At 73.6% G+C, this 16,957-nt stretch carries 16 protein-coding genes; 11 read left to right on the plus strand and 5 right to left on the minus strand.

The window, feature by feature from the left end:
• Positions 1-3: 3 nt before the first annotated feature.
• The 3 genes from F7P10_RS08300 to F7P10_RS08310 form a co-directional block, all read right to left on the minus strand.
• On the minus strand, positions 4-249 hold the full coding sequence (locus tag F7P10_RS08300) for a hypothetical protein (RefSeq protein ID WP_151008819.1): 246 nt from the start codon (positions 247-249) through the stop codon (positions 4-6).
• Positions 246-548 (minus strand): DUF6247 family protein, encoded by a 303-nt coding sequence (locus tag F7P10_RS08305; protein WP_176611355.1) that lies wholly within the window; start codon positions 546-548, stop codon positions 246-248. Before F7P10_RS08305 ends, F7P10_RS08300 begins: the two co-directional genes overlap by 4 nt.
• 158 nt (positions 549-706) lie before the next feature.
• Positions 707-1,327 (minus strand): TetR/AcrR family transcriptional regulator, encoded by a 621-nt coding sequence (locus F7P10_RS08310; protein ID WP_151008820.1) that lies wholly within the window; start codon positions 1,325-1,327, stop codon positions 707-709.
• A 133-nt stretch (positions 1,328-1,460) separates the two neighbouring features.
• On the opposite strand from F7P10_RS08310, the gene F7P10_RS08315 reads away from it, so the two are divergent.
• The 4 genes from F7P10_RS08315 to F7P10_RS08325 all read left to right on the plus strand — a co-directional run bounded on the left by F7P10_RS08315 (position 1,461) and on the right by F7P10_RS08325 (position 4,878).
• Positions 1,461-2,429 carry a diiron oxygenase gene (locus F7P10_RS08315; protein WP_151008821.1) on the plus strand — a complete coding sequence of 323 codons (969 nt, stop codon included), beginning with the start codon at positions 1,461-1,463 and terminating at the stop codon, positions 2,427-2,429.
• Between the two features lie 5 nt (positions 2,430-2,434).
• Positions 2,435-3,751, plus strand: a complete 1,317-nt coding sequence (locus F7P10_RS08320; RefSeq protein WP_218040418.1) for an FAD-dependent oxidoreductase — start codon at positions 2,435-2,437, stop codon at positions 3,749-3,751.
• Positions 3,724-3,945, plus strand: coding sequence for a hypothetical protein (locus F7P10_RS43195; RefSeq protein WP_218040419.1), 222 nt, complete (start codon positions 3,724-3,726; stop codon positions 3,943-3,945). Before F7P10_RS08320 ends, F7P10_RS43195 begins: the two co-directional genes overlap by 28 nt.
• Positions 3,946-4,032: 87 nt before the next feature.
• The gene (locus F7P10_RS08325; protein WP_151008822.1) at positions 4,033-4,878 is read left to right on the plus strand and encodes a DUF4184 family protein; all 846 of its coding nucleotides are present in this window, start codon (positions 4,033-4,035) and stop codon (positions 4,876-4,878) included.
• 45 nt (positions 4,879-4,923) lie between these two features.
• Here F7P10_RS08325 and F7P10_RS08330 read toward each other — a convergent pair whose 3' ends face one another.
• Together F7P10_RS08330 and F7P10_RS08335 are read right to left on the minus strand one after the other, a co-directional pair.
• Complete coding sequence (locus F7P10_RS08330; RefSeq protein ID WP_151008823.1) at positions 4,924-6,357, minus strand: MFS transporter; 1,434 nt, start codon at positions 6,355-6,357, stop codon at positions 4,924-4,926.
• Complete coding sequence (locus tag F7P10_RS08335; RefSeq protein WP_151008824.1) at positions 6,354-7,577, minus strand: M20 family metallopeptidase; 1,224 nt, start codon at positions 7,575-7,577, stop codon at positions 6,354-6,356. Before F7P10_RS08335 ends, F7P10_RS08330 begins: the two co-directional genes overlap by 4 nt.
• A 70-nt stretch (positions 7,578-7,647) precedes the next feature.
• On the opposite strand from F7P10_RS08335, the gene F7P10_RS44065 reads away from it, so the two are divergent.
• The 7 genes from F7P10_RS44065 (at position 7,648) to fdh (ending at position 16,944) form a co-directional block, all read left to right on the plus strand.
• Positions 7,648-7,965, plus strand: a complete 318-nt coding sequence (locus F7P10_RS44065) for an AsnC family protein (protein ID WP_254716479.1) — start codon at positions 7,648-7,650, stop codon at positions 7,963-7,965.
• Positions 7,926-8,723 (plus strand): AsnC family transcriptional regulator, encoded by a 798-nt coding sequence (locus F7P10_RS08340; RefSeq protein ID WP_254716480.1) that lies wholly within the window; start codon positions 7,926-7,928, stop codon positions 8,721-8,723. Before F7P10_RS44065 ends, F7P10_RS08340 begins: the two co-directional genes overlap by 40 nt.
• A gap of 101 nt (positions 8,724-8,824) precedes the next feature.
• Positions 8,825-9,382, plus strand: a complete 558-nt coding sequence (locus F7P10_RS08345) for a MarR family winged helix-turn-helix transcriptional regulator (protein WP_151008825.1) — start codon at positions 8,825-8,827, stop codon at positions 9,380-9,382.
• Positions 9,383-9,635: 253 nt separating this feature from the next.
• Positions 9,636-10,799, plus strand: a complete 1,164-nt coding sequence (locus tag F7P10_RS08350) for a PP2C family protein-serine/threonine phosphatase (protein ID WP_218040421.1) — start codon at positions 9,636-9,638, stop codon at positions 10,797-10,799.
• Positions 10,800-10,863: 64 nt separating this feature from the next.
• Positions 10,864-11,634, plus strand: a complete 771-nt coding sequence (locus F7P10_RS08355) for an evbL (protein ID WP_151008827.1) — start codon at positions 10,864-10,866, stop codon at positions 11,632-11,634.
• 127 nt (positions 11,635-11,761) lie between these two features.
• Positions 11,762-13,531, plus strand: coding sequence for a hypothetical protein (locus F7P10_RS08360; protein ID WP_254716481.1), 1,770 nt, complete (start codon positions 11,762-11,764; stop codon positions 13,529-13,531).
• A 161-nt stretch (positions 13,532-13,692) separates the two neighbouring features.
• The gene (gene fdh, locus F7P10_RS08370; RefSeq protein WP_254716482.1) at positions 13,693-16,944 is read left to right on the plus strand and encodes a formate dehydrogenase; all 3,252 of its coding nucleotides are present in this window, start codon (positions 13,693-13,695) and stop codon (positions 16,942-16,944) included.
• Positions 16,945-16,957 lie beyond the last annotated feature (13 nt).

Here is a 16,957-nt window from a genome sequence, read left to right on the forward strand (position 1 = left end):
CGGTCAACCCGCCCATGTGACATCGAAGACTCGGATGATCTCGGCTTCGACGTCGACGTAGAACGAAACCAGGCCCGCGGTTCCGTAGATGACTTGGCGGTACTCAGGCTCGTCGTTGTACATGGCCATCGCGTCCCACGGGCGTTCGGCAGCATCGACCATCGTCGAAACGAGGGCGTCGAACGCATCGGATGGCAGCCCGGACATCTGCGCGGATGGGGTCGCATGGAGTTCGACCCGAAAGCTCAACGAGCGCCGTCCCCGCGCCTCGCCCAACCCGGTATCGCCTCTTCCGCCGCCGTGAATACCTCGGCGGAGGCCACTCGAGCCTGTTCCGCTCGTTCCTTGAAATCGTGCTGGGCATACGCCACGGCCCGGAGATGCCAGAGGCGCAGGACCTGCTGCAACTGCCGGTAACGCCAGAGTTCGTGCGCGGCCTCCAGCGCGCTGTGGTAGTCGCGAATGAAGCGGTCTCGCTCATTTCGGGGAAGCCGCCGCAAAATGTCTTCCGGATCGAGCGGATTGTGGTCGATTGGTTGAGCCGTCATGCCACCTTCCCGTGCTCGGACTGCCGCGACGTCTTTCCTCCGGAGTCTATCCGTGCTGCGGTGCGAGCACACTGCCGCTCGAGGCCGGCAAGCCCGCGCCGAGTCGCCCGACGCACCGGCGGCTGCGCGGACCGGACCGGCCGCGCGGAGCAGCCGGCTCAGGACGCCGGGAGGCCGGCGGCGAAGCTGATCGTGGTGCGCAGGTAGTCGCGCAGGACGTCGGGGTCGTCGAAGTCCATGTCGCTGCGGATGAGGACGGTGGAGATGGCGATGCGGAACAGGACCTCGGTGAGGACGGGGATGTCGTGCGGCGGGAGGGTTCCGGCGTCGATCCGCTCCCGGACGATCGGCTCCGCCACCTGCGTGATGAGGCGGATCGGGCCCTCGGCCTGCAGGGTGAAGATCGGGAGGGCGAGCTCGGGGACGTCGCGGAGCGCGGCGTTCAGCAGGGTGTGGCCGCGGGCGTAGCCGACGATGAAGACCAGCAGGTCGGCGATGCCGTCGACCGTCCAGGTGAGGGCGCGCAGGCGGGGGGCGAGCGCGTCGAGGAAGGCGGCGAGTTCGCGTTCGAACAGGGCCTGCTTGATGTCGTCGATCGTGCCGCCGTACTTGTACAGGGTCGGGCGGGACAGCCCGGCCCGGCGGGCGACGGCCGACAGGAGCCGGCCGGAGGCGAAGCCGCCGTCGACGAGGCAGTCGGCGGCGGCGTCGAGGATCTTGGACCGGATCTGCGCAGGTGACAGGGACGGGCGCCGGGGCGCGCTCTTCGTCTGACTCACCGTGGCCTTCCTTCCGGGTCCGAAAAGTATCCCACGTCACGCTCCCGGCGGGGGCCCCGGGGGTTGACCCCTCGGTCATAAGCTACTTACAGTCGCCCATGTAAGTGTAAACGGCGCTCGGCTGGAGGCGATCGTGCAGATCGATCAGGAGTACCGGGACGTACTGGCGACCCTGTCCGAAGGCTCGGTCCACCGGCGTTTCGACCCCTACCTGGACATCGACTGGGACTCCCCCGAGTACGCCGTCGAGGCGGACGACCCGCGCTGGATCCTCCCGGACTGCGACCCGCTCGGCGCGCACCCCTGGTACAAGGCGCTGCCCGAGGAGCGGAAGATCGCCATCGGGATGTGGCGGTCGGCCAACATCACCAAGGTCGGGCTCCAGTTCGAGAGCGTGCTGATCCGCGGCATGATGCAGTACGCGATGCGGCTGCCGAACGGATCGCCCGAGTTCCGGTACTGCCTCCACGAGATGACGGAGGAGTGCAACCACATCCAGATGTTCCAGGAGATGGTGAACCGGACGGGCGCCGACGTGCCCGGCATGCGGCGGGACTACCGGTTCACCTCCCAGTACTGGCACCTGGGCGCGCACCTGCCGATCCTCTTCTTCATCGGCATCCTGGCCGGCGAGGAGCCGATCGACCACTTCCAGAAGAGCGTGATCCACGACGGCGCGGCCCGCCCCCCGGCGCTGCTGCGCACCATGGAGATCCACATCGCCGAGGAGGCACGGCACATCTCGTTCGCGCACCGGTTCCTGCACGAGCACGTCTCCCGGCAGTCGAAGGCGGGGCGCGCGGTCACCTCGATCGCCTACCCGCTGATCATGCGCTGGCTGGCGGGCGCGATCATGGCGCCGCCCGGGGAGATGGCCAAGGAGTTCGGCATCCCGCGCAAGGTGATCCGGGAGGCGTTCTGGAGGCGCCCGCACTCGCGGCAGATCCTGCGCGACTACTTCGGCGACGTCCGGATGCTGGCCGAGCAGCTCGGGCTGATGAACCCGGTCGCGAAGCGCCTCTGGCGGCTGTGCGGCATCGACGGCCCCGCGTCGCGGTACCGCGGCGAGCCGCACCGCACCGCGCGGCGGCAGGCGGCGTAGGCCCGATGCCCCACGTCGTCACGCAGTCGTGCTGCAACGACGCCTCGTGCGTCCACGCGTGCCCGGTCAACTGCATCCACCCGACACCGGACGAGCCCGACTTCCACACCGCGGAGATGCTCTACATCGATCCCGCGACGTGCGTGGACTGCGGCGCCTGCGTGTCGGCGTGCCCGGTGGGCGCGATCCTCCCGCACACGAAGCTGGCGGACGAGCAACTGCCGTTCCTGCCGCTGAACGCCGACTTCTACCGGGCGCCGCGGCCGCCGGCGCCGCTGCTCGCGCCCAAGCCCCCGCCGCTGCGGGTGCGCGGCGGCGAGCCGCCGCGGGTCGCGATCGTCGGATCGGGTCCCGCCGCGATGTTCGCCGCCGACGAGCTGCTGACCGTACCGGGCGCGCGGGTCGAGGTGTTCGAGCGGCTGACCGTCCCCTACGGCCTGGCCCGGACGGGCGTCGCCCCCGACCACCCGAAGACCCGGCAGGTCACCGAGCTGTTCGACCGGATCTCCGCGCAGGACGGCTGCCGGCTGCACCTGGGCGTCGAGGTGGGCCGCGACGTGACGCACGAGGAACTGCTCGGCCACCACCACGCGGTGGTCTACGCGGTCGGCGCGTCGTCGGACCGGCGGCTGGACGTCCCCGGCGCGGACCTCGCCGGGACGGCGACCGAGTTCGTCGCCTGGTACAACGGCCACCCCGACCACGCGCACCGGACGTTCGACCTGTCGCACCGGCGCGCCGTGATCGTCGGCAACGGGAACGTGGCGCTGGACGTGGCGCGCATCCTGGCGAGCGACCCCGAGCGGCTCGCGGGCACCGACATCTCCCCCGCCGCGCTCGCCGCGCTGCGCGGCAGCCGCATCGAGGAGATCGTGGTCGCCGGGCGGCGCGGCCCGGCCCAGTCGGCCTTCACGGTCGCCGAACTGCGCGGGCTGCTCGACACCCCGGGCATCGACGTCGTGCTCGAGGGCGCCGCCCTCGACGCCGAACCGGACGGCGACGCCCCCCACTCGACCGTCCACAAGCTGCGCATGCTTCGCGAGCTGGACGAGCGCGCGCCGTCCGGGAACCGGCGGATCACGCTGCGGTACCTCGCGTCCCCGAGCGGATCACGGCCGAAGGCGTCGAGTTCGCCCGGACCGAGCTGGTCGACGGCCGGGCGGTGCCGACCGGGGAGACCGAGACGGTCGAGGCGGGCCTCGTGCTGTCGTCGATCGGCTACCACGGGCGCGCCGTCCCCGGCCTGCCGTTCGACGCGGCCTCCGGCACCGTCCCGCACGAGGCCGGGCGCGTCGTGGCGCCGGACACCGGCGACGCGGTGACCGGCGCCTACGTGACCGGCTGGATCAAGCGCGGCCCGACCGGCTTCATCGGGACGAACAAGTCGTGCGCCCGCGAGACCGTGCGGACCCTCGTCGACGACTTCAACGCCCGCCGGCTGCCCGCGCCCGAGGGGTCTCCCGGCGATCTCGACCGGCTGCTGCGGTCCCGCCGCGAGGTCCCGCTGCCCGCCTGACGATCTTCACGACCCCTCCACAACTCGGGACGGGCGCCGCTCGTCGTACGGGACGGACGATCTCGTCGAGTTCCGTGGGGGGAACGCGTGCCGTTCACGTTGAGCCATACCGCCGCCGTGCTGCCGCTGGCGCGGGGGCCGCTGGTACCGTCCGCGCTGGTCATCGGGTCGATGGCGCCGGACATCCCGTACTTCTTCTTCGCGATGGAGTTGCGGAGCACCACGCATCGGGCGCACGGCGTCGTGACCGTGGACGTCCTCATCGGCCTCGCCGCGTTCGCGGTGTGGCACCTGCTGTGGAAGCGGCCGCTGGCGGCGCTCGCCCCGGCACGGGTGCGGCGGCGGCTGCCGCTGGACGCGCCGGTGCGCTGGGGGTGGGCGGTGCCGTCCGTCGCGATCGGCGCGGCCACCCACGTGCTCTGGGACGCCTTCACGCACCTCAACTGGAGTTTCGCCGGCGAGCTGCCCTGGCTCACTGAGTCGCTCGGCGGCGTGGCGGTGTACGTCTGGCTGCAGTACATCAGCGGTGTGGCCGGGCTGGCGATCGTCCTGCTGTGGCTGACCCGCTGGCTCCGGAAGGCCCACGCACCCGCCCCCGCGGCAACCGCCGCGGGCACCGGAACAGGCACCCTGACGCATGCGCGAACGGCCACTCGGACGGAAGCGCAGGTGGACGAGCGGACGGACACGCGAACGAACGCGCGGGGGCCGGTGGGCGATGCGGGCGGGGGGTTGCGCTTGCCGGTGTGCGCTGGCATCGCGGCGGTGTCGGCGGCGGGCGGCATGCTCAGCGCGCTGATGCTCCCGGACGTGCCGGACGTCCACACGATCCTGTACTACGGCTGCGTCGGGACGATCGCCGCGGCCGGGCTCGCGCTCACCGTCTACACCGTGTGGTGGCACGTGGCCCGTCCGGCCGCGCTGGAACTCTGACGTCCCCGCGGGCCCGGACCGCGGACGGTCCGGGCCCGCGGCGCGTCAGGACCTCCGCCCGCCGGTCCCGGCGGCGTAGGCCAGCGCGGCGGCCAGGAACGCGAACAGCGCGCAGACGATCCACACGGTCATGTAGCCGCCCTCGCTCGGGTGCTCCGAGCCCGCCGCGGCGGCCAGGACGGTGCCGAAGGCGCCGCCCGCGACGCCGCCGCCGACCGTCTTGACGTTGTTGTAGAGGGCGGTCGAGACGCCCGTGTGGGCGGGGTCGCTCGCCTCGGCGATCACCGTGGGCATGGCGCTCAGCGCGGCGCCCATGCCGAGGGCGGCCACCACCAGCCCGGACGCGAGCTGCCACACGTGCTCGTGGAACACGACGAACCAGAGGGACCCGGCGGCGACCAGGCCGAACGAGGCGATCAACGTGACCCGGTAGCCGATCCTCGCGGCGACGCGCGGGGCGCTCGCCGACGCCAGCATGCTGGCGAGCAGCGCGGGCAGCATGACCATCGAGATGCCGAGGGCCGACATGCCGAACCCGTAGCCGGCCTCGTCCGGGTCGGTGGCCATGAACGTGGAGTTCGGCGACTGGCTGCCGAAGTAGATGATGCCGAACGCGAACGAGGCGAAGTAGTACGGCGCGACGTGCCGTCCGGCCATGGCGCGCAGGTCGACCAGCGGCTGCCGCACGCGCAGCTCCATGACCGTCCACGCGGCCAGCAGGGCGAGCCCGGCGCCGAGTCCGCCGAGCGTGGCGGCGTTGCCCCAGCCGATCTCGGCGGCCAGCGTGACGCCCGCGAGGACGCCGACGACGCCGAGGCCGAGCAGCGCGATGCCGGGCAGGTCGATGCGTCCGGTGGCGCGGGTGACCGATTCGGGGACGAACGCCATCGACACCGGCACGCAGATCACCGCGAGCACGGCCGGGACGGCCAGCGCGAGCCGCACGTCGCCGAACACCTCGACGGCCACGCCCATCCCGACGGCGCCGAGCAGGCCGCCGAGGACGAGCGCGGCGACGAGCCGGGCGATCGCGCGGCGGGCGAGGTCGACCGGGAGGCGGTCGCGGACCAGCGAGATCTCCAGCGGCAGCAGCGCGACGAGCGCGCCCTGCAGGAACCGGCCGACCAGCAGGATCGCGAAGTTGGGGGCGGCGGCGACCAGCACGGACCCGACCGCGGTGGACACCAGCGCGATCCGCAGCATCCGGCGGTGCCCGTACAGGTCCCCGAGCCGGCCGAAGGCGGGCGCGCAGACCGCGGACGCGAGCAGCTGGACCGCGACGACGAGCGTCACCGCGGAGTCGGACACGCCGTGCAGGTCGCCGATGGCGGGCAGGATCGGTGCGACGCCCGCCTGCAGGAACCCGCTGACCAGCTCGAACATCACCAGGACGCCGACGACGGTGGTGACGGACTCGATGGGCGGGGCGCCCGCCGGTCCGGCGGGCTCGGGCGCCTTGGCGCCGGCGGTCGCGGTCATCCGGTCTCCTCCCGGGCGAGCCGCCGGACGGCCAGTTCGGCGAGCAGGGCGGCCGCGTCGGGCAGCACGGCGTCGTCGTAGGCGGCCTGCGGGGAATGGTTCATGGGCGCGGTGGCGGGATCGCGGTCGGCGGGGCAGGCGCCCAGGCCGAGGAACGCGCCGGGTACCTCGTTCAGGACGAACGAGAAGTCCTCGGAGCCCGCCATCGGGCGCGGCGCGCCGACGGCGCGCTCGTCGCCGAGCAGGTCGCGGGCGGTGTCCAGCGCGAACGCGGCCTCGGCGGCGTCGTTGACGGTGACGGGGTACTGCTCGGTGTAGTCGAGGTCGGCGGTGACGCCGTGCGCCTCCGCGACGCCGCGCACCACCCGCTCGATCCCCGCGCGCACCCGGCGGTGCGCGTCCTCCGAGAACGACCGGACGGTCGCCTCCAGCGTCGCGGTCTCGGGGATGACGTTGCCCGCGGTCCCGGCGTGCACGGACCCGACCGTCACCACGGCGGGGTCGAGGGCGTCGAGGTCGCGGGTCACCATCGTCTGGAAGGCGGTGATCATCGCGGCGAGCGCGGGGACGGGGTCCTTGGCGGCGTGCGGGGACGAGCCGTGCCCGCCCGCCCCGCGGACGGTGACGTGCACGGCGTCGGAGGCGGCGAGCACCGGCCCCGGCCTGGTCGCCACCATGCCCTGCGGGAGGACGGTCGAGAAGACGTGCAGGCCGTAGGCGGCGGCGACGCGCTCTCCGGCCGCGTCCAGCACCCCTTCCCCGATCATGATCTCGGCGCCGCCCATGCCCTCCTCCCCCGGCTGGAACATGAAAACGACGTCGCCGGGCAGCTCGGCGCGGCGCGCGGCGAGCAGTTTCGCGGCGCCGGCGAGGCCCGCGACGTGCAGGTCGTGGCCGCAGGCGTGCATCCGGCCGGGGACCGCCGAGGCGTAGTCGAGGCCGGTGTCCTCGTGGACGGGCAGCGCGTCCATGTCGCCGCGCAGCAGCACGGCGGGCCCGCGCGTCCCGTCCGGGCGCCCGGCGCGCCCGCCGCGCAGCACGGCGGTGACGGAGGTCAGCGCCGTGCCGGTGGAGATCTCCAGCGGCAGGCCGTCCAGGGCGGCGAGCACCTTCTCCTGGGTGCGCGGAAGGTCGAGCCCGAGTTCGGGCTCGCGGTGCAGGTCGCGGCGCAGGACGGTCAGCTCCTCGCGCAGGCCGGCGGCGTCTTCACGGATCGACATGCCGGTATGGTGCGGGCAGACCGTTCCACCGGACCTCACCTGCCGGTATCCGCCACGAAACCCGGATCGGATGCACACATCGGGCACCCTCGACGAGCTGGACCACCAGCTCGTCACCGCGCTGCAGACCGCGCCCCGCGCCGACTGGCGCCGCATCGGCGCGGCCCTCGGCGTGGACGGCTCCACGGCGGCGCGCCGCTGGGCGCGGCTGAGCGGAGCCGGGCTGGCGTGGCTGGCCTGCTACCCGGTCGCGGTGGAGTGGGTGAACCCGGTGGTGGCGTTCATCGAGATCGACTGCTCCCCGAACGGCTGCACGAGGTCGCCGCCGACATCGCCGAGGACCCGCACGTGTTCAACCTCGAGCACGTCACCGGCGGCCGCGACCTGATCGCGACGGTCGTCCTGCGCGACAACGCCGAGCTGGCCCGGTACGTCGGGTTCCGGCTGGGGCGGCTCGCCGGCGTCACCGCGACCCGCACCCAGATCGCGACGACCCTGCACTCGGAGGGCAGCAGGTGGCGGCTGGACCGGCTCGACGTCCGGCAGCGGGACCTGCTGCTGGCCGGCCGTCCGCACGGGACGGGCGACTGGGCGCTGCGGGTGGAGGACCGCGAGCTGCTGCGGCTGCTGGTGGAGGACTGCCGGCAGCCGGTCGCGCGGCTCGCGGAGCGCACGGGCCTCAGCCCGGCGACCGTCCGGCGGCGCCTCGCCCGGATGGAGCGGGGCGGCGCGCTGAGCTACCGGTGCGAGGTGGCGCGGTCGCTGTCGGGCTGGCCGGTGACGGTGTACCTGTGGGCGAGCGCGCCGCCGGACGAGGTGGCGCGGCTGGCCGGACGGCTCGCCGGGCTGCGCGAGACACGGATGTGCGCGTCGCTGTCCGGGGCCGACAACATGCTGTTCGCGGTGTGGCTGCGGTCGATCGACCGGGTCCAGGCGTTCGAGACGGCGCTGCGCCGCGGCTTCCCGCAGCTGACGATCACCGACCGCGCGGTGGACCTGTGGCAGATCAAGCTGGCGGGGCAGCTCCTCGACCCGCAGGGCCGGCACCTGCGCACCGTCCCGTTCTGGACCTGGGACGATCCGGTGTCGGAGAGCGCCCTCGGCGACCTGGTCGACCGGCTGCGCACCGGTCCGGTCCCCGGCTGAGGCGTATCGTGGGAGACCGCCCGCGCGCGCCCGCGACGCCGCCGGTGCGGGCACGGCGGCGCGACGGGGGCGCGGGGTAGGAGCTTCGGAAAGGCGGGGGTGTGACTCAGCGACGACCGGGGCCGCCGGCCGGCGAGCACGGAACGGACGGGACGGGCGCCGCGCCCGCCGAGGCGCCGGGCGACGTGCCGGGCGACGTCACGGTCGCCGTGGAACGGGTGCTGAGCAATGCGGCGCTGCTGTGGAGCCGCGCCGACCAGGGGCTGGAGCCGGCGGTGTCGCCGATCCAGCTGCGCGCGGTGGAGGCGATCGCGCGGTTCGGGCGGCTGAACCTCGGCGGGCTCGCGGACGAGCTCGGCGCGATCCCGTCCTCGACGAGCCGGCTGTGCGACCGGCTGGAGGCGGCGGGGCTGGTGGTGCGCGAGACGGCGCCGGCCGACCGGCGGGAGATCATCGTCCGGCTCACCGAGCAGGGCGAGCGGCTGCACGGGGAGCTGACGCGGCGGCGCCGCGACGCGGTGCACGAGGTGCTGGAGCACATGTCGCCGACGTCCCGGGGGCGGCTCATCGACGCGCTGACCGAGTTCGGGCTGGCGTGCGAGCGGCGGGAGTCGGCCGGGACGGGCCCGGTGCGGGCCGCCGGTCCGCGCACGGCCTGACCGGGCCCGCCTAACCGGCCCCGCCTAACCGGCCCCACCGGCCGCCGCGACCGGCCGTCCCGACCGGCCGACCACCGGGCCGGACACCGCGCGCGTTCACGATGCGGGCACGGCGGGAGGACCGCCGCACCGGCCCGCACGCCGTCAAGTATTTGCCACATGGCAAACTTCTCTGGCAGTCTTCCCCTGATCATCGGCTCGGGGCAGGACGGGGTACGAAGTGGGATGCGGGTCTGCGAGTCCCTGGAGCGTGGTGGAACGGGCGCTGCGCTCGGCCCCCGCGCACGCGATCCCCGAGGCGCTGGCCGCCGCGCTCGAGGGCGCCCGCCCGGACCTCGCCGGGCTGCGGCTGCTGGTGAACGACTACCACTCGCGCGTCCTGCTTCCCGTCGAGCCGCCCGGCGCCGCCCCGGCGGACGGCGCCGGGACCCTGCGGATCCGGGGGACGGACGCGGGCCGGGCGTTCGTGTCGCGGCGTCCCGTCCGGCACTCCCCCGGCCGGCCGGGGAACGGCGGCGCGGCCCCGGAGACCCTGTACGTGCCCGTCACCAGCCGCGGCGAGCGGCTGGGCGTCCTCGAGCTGGCCGCCGCCGGCCCCTGGACCGACTCCGACCTCGCCGCCCTCGAGGAGCTCGGCCAGGTGCTCGGGGCGGCCCTGAAGGTCGCGTGGCACCACACCGACCGGTACGAGCGGGCCCGCCGCAGCAAGCGCCTCACGCTGGCCGCCGAGCTGCAGTGGCAGCTGCTCCCCGGGCACGCCTGCGCCGGGGACCGGTTCAGCCTCGCCGGGCACCTGGAGCCCGCCTACTCCATCGGCGGCGACAACTTCGACTGGTCCGCCGAGCACGACCACCTGGCGCTGACCGTGACCAACGGCTCCGGCACCGGCATCCAGGCGGCGCTGCTGACGTCGCTGACCGTCGGCGCGATGCGCAACGCCCGCCGGTCGGGCGCCGACATCGCCGAGCAGGCCAGCCTCGCCAACGACATGGTGCACGTCCGCTACGGCGGCCGCGAGTTCACCGAGACGCTCGTCATGCGCATCGACCTCGGCGACGGGGTCGTCCACGTGATCGACGCCGGTTCGCCCCGCATCCTGCGGATGCGCGGCACCGAGGTCACGACGGTGGAGCTGGAGCAGCAGCTCCCGCTCGGCATGTTCCCCGACACCGAGTACCGGCCGCAGCGGTTCCGGCTGGAGCCCGGCGACCGCCTCGTCGTCGTCAGCGACGGGGTGTTCTCCGCCCGGACGGCGCGCGGCGAGTTCGGCGCGCACGCGCTGGAGCAGGCCACCCGCCGCGGACGCCTGCAGGATCCGGCCGAGGTCCCGCTCGCCGTGATCGACGAGCTGATCGAGTACCACGAGGGCGCCGACCTCGCCGACGACGCCGTCGTCGTCTGCCTCGACTGGCGCTAGCCGGAACGTCCGCTACGCTCCCCACCGAAGGCCATTCGGTTTCAGCTGGGAAGGGTGCCGCGAAGTGGGCGAAGCGACCGTGACCGACCTCGAGCAGACCGTACCGTCCGTCGACAAGACCATCCATGACATCGGGGCCGCCTGGATGCTCGACCCGGCCACCTCCGCGCGCGGGAAGGAGGCCGGGTACGAAAACCCGTTCGCGTTCTACTTCACCGGGCGCGGCGGGGTGCTCGGCGACGTCGACGCGAGCGTGGTGCACGCCGCGTTCGGCTGGTTCGAGCCGACCGCCGTCCGCGTCTGCTGGGAGGAGGGCGTGGCCGTCGCGGGCGCCCGCGAGGCCGCCCGCCGGTACGGCCGCTCCTGCGCCCAGTGGGGCGAGGAGCACCTGGCCGGCCTGGACGGCGCCGACGTGGCCCGGCTCACGGAGCTGGCCGACCGGGTCGTCGACGCCGCCGACGGCTCCGGCCTGCCGGTGTTCGCGGGCTGGCGCGCCGAGGAGACCGCGCCCGGCGGCCCCGCCCGGCTGATGCAGCGGATCAACGTCCTGCGCGAGTGGCGCGCCGCCCTGCACCTGTGCGCGACGACCGCCGCCGGTCTCGACCCGCTGCAGACGGTCCTGGCCGCCGGGGGCCCGGCGCGGGCGCGGTTCCTCGGCTGGCGGGACGTCGCCGACGACGCGGCCGCCGACGCGTCCGTGGTCGCCCGCCGGGACGAGGCCGAGGCGGCGACGAACCGGCTGACGGGCGCCGTGTACGGGCGGGCGCTGACGCCCGCCGAGTTCACCGAGTACGCCGGGCTCGTCGAGAAGGCGGGGGCCGCGGCGCTGGCCTGACGCCCGCCCCGCCCCGGATTGGCGGGGGCGGACAACGGGCGGGCGGCGAATCATGCACCGGGACACTATCTCCGGCGGCCGGCGGCGTTCATCGTCGAATCATCGACCCCGCCGCGAGGAGAGCGTGATGAAGCGACGCCGCGCCGCCCGTTTTCCGCTACCCCGGAACCGCGCGAGCGCGGCGGTGGCCGCCGTACTGCTCGCCGCCGCCGCGCTGACCGCGCCGCCGCCCGCCTCCGCACGGGCCTCCGCACGGGCCTCCGCAGAGGCCGCCGACCGGACGGAGGCGCCCGTCGCGTCGAGCTCGCCCGTCACCGGCGTCGAGGAGTCGGTGGTGCGGGTCCGGGTGCCGCTGCCGGAGTCGGCCGGCCCGCGCCCGGAGCGGTGCGACTGGCTGTCGTACCTGCGCTACCGGCACGCGGACGGCCCCGCGGCGTCGGCGGACGCGGACCGGATCCTCATCGCGCAGCCCGGCATCTTCGAGGGCGCCGGGGCCTTCGACTCCCTCGCCCGCAACACCGTCCGCAAGGCCGCGGAGAGCGGCGACCACATCGAGTTCTGGGCGCTCGACCGCCGGTCCAACTGCCTGGAGGACCGCACCGGGATGAAGGCGGGTCTCGCCGCCGGGGACGTCCACCTCGCCGTCGACTACTACTACCGGCAGAAGGAGGTCGACGGCCGGACGTTCGCCGGGTACCAGAGCAACGACCAGGTGACGTGGCTGCAGCACGTCGGGCTGGCGCAGACCGTCCGCGACCAGTACGACCTCCTGGTGCGGGAACTGCCGGACCCGCGGGTGCGCAAGCGGAAGGCGATGTGCGGCGGGCACTCGCTCGGCGGCGTCCTGACGGCCTACTTCGCGATGTGGGACTTCGACGGCGACCGGTCCACGACCGCCGACGCCGGGTACGAGCAGTGCGCCGGGTACTTCGCGCTCGACACCCGCATCGACACCGCCATCCTCGGGATGGAGGGCCTGCCCGCGGACATGGTGCCGCTCGTCGAGTTCGGCGCGGGCATCGTCCGGCTGGGCCTGGAGGCCGGCGTGGTCCCGCGGGCGCTGTCGGCCCCGGCGGTCGTCAACACCGAGACGATGAACCTGCTCGCCATCGCGGGACTCGCCGCGCGGCTCGACCCCGAGGGCGTCTCGGACCTGGCGACGTACGTCCCGTCCTCGTTCAACACCGACACCACCTACCGGCTGCTGTTCGCCAAGGACTATCCGACGTTCCTCGCCGGTTCGCCGACCGTGCGCGACTTCCGGTTCACCAACGCCGCCGCGCTCGGCGGGCTCCTGGACGACAACTCGCAGCCGCTCGCGTTCATGCAGGCCAGCGTCGGGTTCTGGGACGGCGGGAAGATCGTCGACAAGGAGTTCCCCGCGCCGAACAACCTGGACGAGCTCGGGCTCGGCGGCCTCGCGACGCTGCTGGGCACCGACCGCAAGGCCGTCCCCGACACCCCGGACGGGCCGCTGTACACCTGGCGGAACTTCGACCTCATCGGCGCCCCCGACGATCCCGGATACGAGTCGAGGCACGGCGGGCCGTTCACGACGGCCGCCAAGGAGGTCACCGACATCGCGCAGCTCGCGCGGAGCCTGTCGGAGCACCCGCTCGACTTCACCGAGCACTACTTCCCCACGAAGCTGATCACCGACATCGGGCTCGCGGGCGCGCCGGGCATCGCCGACGGCGCCGTCCACCAGGGCGGCATCGAGGCGAACCCGGTCATCAACCTGCAGGCCGGGGACGGGCTCGGCGCCCGCGATCCGCGGCCGGGCGACGTCGTCGCGCCGGGCTACCAGCACCTCGACGTCCTCACCGCGTCCGCCGTCCAGAACGGCGGGCGCCCGGAGCCGATCTCGCTGCGCCTCGCCGCGTTCGCGGGCCGCTGACCCGCGGCGGCCGGTGTTCGGCGCGACCGCGTTCGACGCGACGATGTTCGGCGCGGCCGTGTTTGGCGGGCGTGGGCCGGGTACGTGCACGCTGCGTCCGGGTGACGCTGTCCGGGTGACGGCGTCCGGTGGCGCCGAGGGAACGGAAGGCGGTGAGGGGCATGGGCGTCCGGCAGTGGATCGGCTCGTGGCCCGTCTACCGCCAGTTCTCGGGCGGCGACCCGCTCGGGCGCGGCGCGGCCGTCCAGAGCGGGTCGAGCGCGAACCTGCGGCCGCGCGTGAGCACCGCCGAGAAGGTGGTGAAGTCGGTCTGCCCGTACTGCGCGGTCGGCTGCGGCCAGGACGTGTACGTCCAGGACGGGCGGGTGACGCAGATCGAGGGCGACCCCGACTCGCCCGTCAGCCGGGGGCGGCTGTGCCCGAAGGGGTCGGCGAGCCTCCAGCTCACCACCGGGTCCGCGCGCGAGCACCGCGTCCGGTACCGGCGCCCGCACGGCACGGAGTGGGAGGAACTCGACCTCGACGTCGCGATGGACATGATCGCCGACCGGGTGATCGCGGCGCGGCGGCACGGCTGGCAGTGGGAGCGGGACGGCCTGCGGGTGCGGCGCACGCTGGGCCTCGCCAGCCTCGGCGGCGCCACCCTCGACAACGAGGAGAACTACCTGATCAAGAAACTGTTCACCGCGCTGGGCGCGGTGCAGATCGAGAATCAGGCGCGCATTTGACACTCCTCCACCGTTCCCGGTCTGGGAACCTCGTTCGGACGCGGCGGCGCCACCACCTTCCAGCAGGATCTGCAGAACACCGACTGCATCGTCATCCAGGGCTCGAACATGGCCGAGTGCCATCCGGTCGGGTTCCAGTGGGTGATGGAGGCGAAGGCGCGCGGGGCGAAGGTCGTGCACGTCGACCCGCGGTTCACCCGGACGAGCGCGCTCGCGGACGTCCACGTCCCGCTGCGCGCCGGGAGTGACATCGCGTTCCTCGGCGGGATCGTCAACCACGTCCTGCGGAACGAGGCGTACTTCCACGACTACGTGCTGCACTACACGAACGCTTCGGTGATCCTGCACGAGGACTTCCGCGGTCCCGAGGACCTCGACGGCGTGTTCTCCGGCCTCGACCGGGAGAACCGGAGCTACGACCTGGACAGCTGGCAGTACGAGGGCATGCAGGTGCAGGCCGCGTCCGGGCAGCGCGACCAGGCGTACGAGGCGCACCGGCGGGCGGTGGCGGAGTCCGGGCACGGCGAGGCCGCCGGTGCGGGCGGAGCGGGGCTCGGCGAGGGCGAACCGGAACGGGACCCGACGCTCCGGCACCCGCGCTGCGTGTTCCAGGTGCTCAAGCGGCACTTCTCCCGGTACACCCCGGAGATGGTGGAGCGGATCACCGGCGTTCCCGCCGACCGGTTCCTGGAGGTGTGCCGGCTCCTCACCGACAACTCGGGCCGCGACCGGACGACCGCGTTCGCCTACGCGGTCGGCTGGACGCAGCACACGGTGGGCGTCCAGTACATCCGGACGGCCTCGATCCTGCAGACGCTCCTCGGCAACATGGGCCGTCCGGGCGGCGGGATCCTCGCGCTCCGGGGGCACGCCTCGATCCAGGGGTCGACCGACATCCCGACCCTGTACAACCTGCTGCCCGGCTACATCCCGATGCCGCACGCGCACCCGGACCTGGATCTGGAGCGGTTCGTCGAGGGCGAGTCGGCGAAGAAGGGCTTCTGGGGCGACATGCGGTCGTACTTCGTGAGCCTGCTGAAGGCCTACTGGGGCGACGCGGCCACCGCGGACAACGACTACCGCTTCGACTACCTCCCCCGGCTGACGGGCTCGCACAGCACGTACGAGACGGCGATGGCGCAGATCGACGGCGTCTGCAAGGGCTACTTCCTGATGGGCGAGAACCCCGCCGTCGGCTCGGCGAACGCGAAGGTGCAGCGCCTCGGCATGGCGAACCTCGACTGGCTCGTCGTCCGCGACTTCTCGCTGATCGAGTCGGCGACATGGTGGCGGGACGGCCCGGAGATCGAGTCCGGGGAGCTGCGCACCGAGGACATCGGCACCGAGGTGTTCTTCCTGCCCGCCGCCGCGCACACCGAGAAGGAGGGCAGCTTCACCAACACCCAGCGCATGCTGCAGTGGCACCACCGGGCCGTCGAGCCCGCGGGAGACGCGCGCAGCGACCTGTGGTTCATGTACCACCTCGGCCGGATCATCCGGGCGAAGCTCGCCGGTTCCACCGACGAGATGGACCGCCCGCTCCTCGACCTCACCTGGGACTACCCGACGCACGGGGACCTCGGCGAGCCCGACGCGGAGGCCGTCCTCGCCGAGATCAACGGTTTCGACGGCGACGGGAACCCGCTGTCGTCCTACACGGAACTCGAGGACGACGGGTCCACCTCGTGCGGCTGCTGGATCTACGCGGGCTGCTACGCGGACGGCGTCAACCAGCCGGCCCGCCGCAAGCCGGGCGGCGACCAGAGCTGGGTGGCGCCCGAGTGGGGATGGGCGTGGCCGCTGAACCGGCGGATCCTGTACAACCGGGCGTCCGCGGACCCGGACGGCGCACCGTGGAGCGAACGCAAGGCGCTCGTCTGGTGGGACGCCGACAGGGGAACCTGGACCGGGCACGACGTCCCCGACTTCGCCGCGAGCAAGGCCCCCGGCTACCGTCCGCCGCGGGGCGCCACCGGCCCCGACGCCATCGCGGGCACCGACCCGTTCATCATGCAGGCCGACGGGAAGGCGTGGCTGTACGCCCCGGCCGGGCTCGTGGACGGTCCCCTGCCGACCCACTACGAGCCGCAGGAGTCGCCGTTCGCGAACCCGCTGTACGCCCAGCAGCACAACCCCGTCCGGCAGCTGCTGCCACCGCGCCCCGCGAACCGGTACCAGCCGAGCGGCGCCGAGCCGGGCGCCGGCGTGTTCCCGTACGTGGTCACGACGTACCGTCTCACCGAGCACCACACGGCGGGCGGCATGTCGCGCTGGCAGCCGTACCTGGCGGAGCTCCAGCCGGAGTTCTTCTGCGAGGTCTCGCCGGAGCTCGCCGCCGAGCGGAACCTGCGGCACGGCGGCTGGGCGACGATCGTGAGCGCCCGCGCCGCCGTCGAGGCGCGGGTGCTGGTCACCGAGCGGATGCGGCCGCTCGTCGTGGACGGCCGCCCGCTGCACCAGATCGGCCTCCCCTACCACTGGGGCCCGAACGGCTACAGCACGGGCGACGCGGCGAACGAGCTGCTGCACCTGTCGCTGGACCCGAACACCCACATCCAGGAGGCGAAGGCCCTCACCTGCGACATCCGTCCCGGCCGCCGCCCGCGCGGCGCGGCGCTCGGCGACCTCGTCCGCGGCTACCGGGACCGTGCGGGGATCACCGACGGGACCGGCACCGGGGATTAGGCGCCGGGGATTA

The sequence above is a fragment of the Actinomadura sp. WMMB 499 genome, assembly GCF_008824145.1.
Taxonomy (GTDB): domain Bacteria; phylum Actinomycetota; class Actinomycetes; order Streptosporangiales; family Streptosporangiaceae; genus Spirillospora.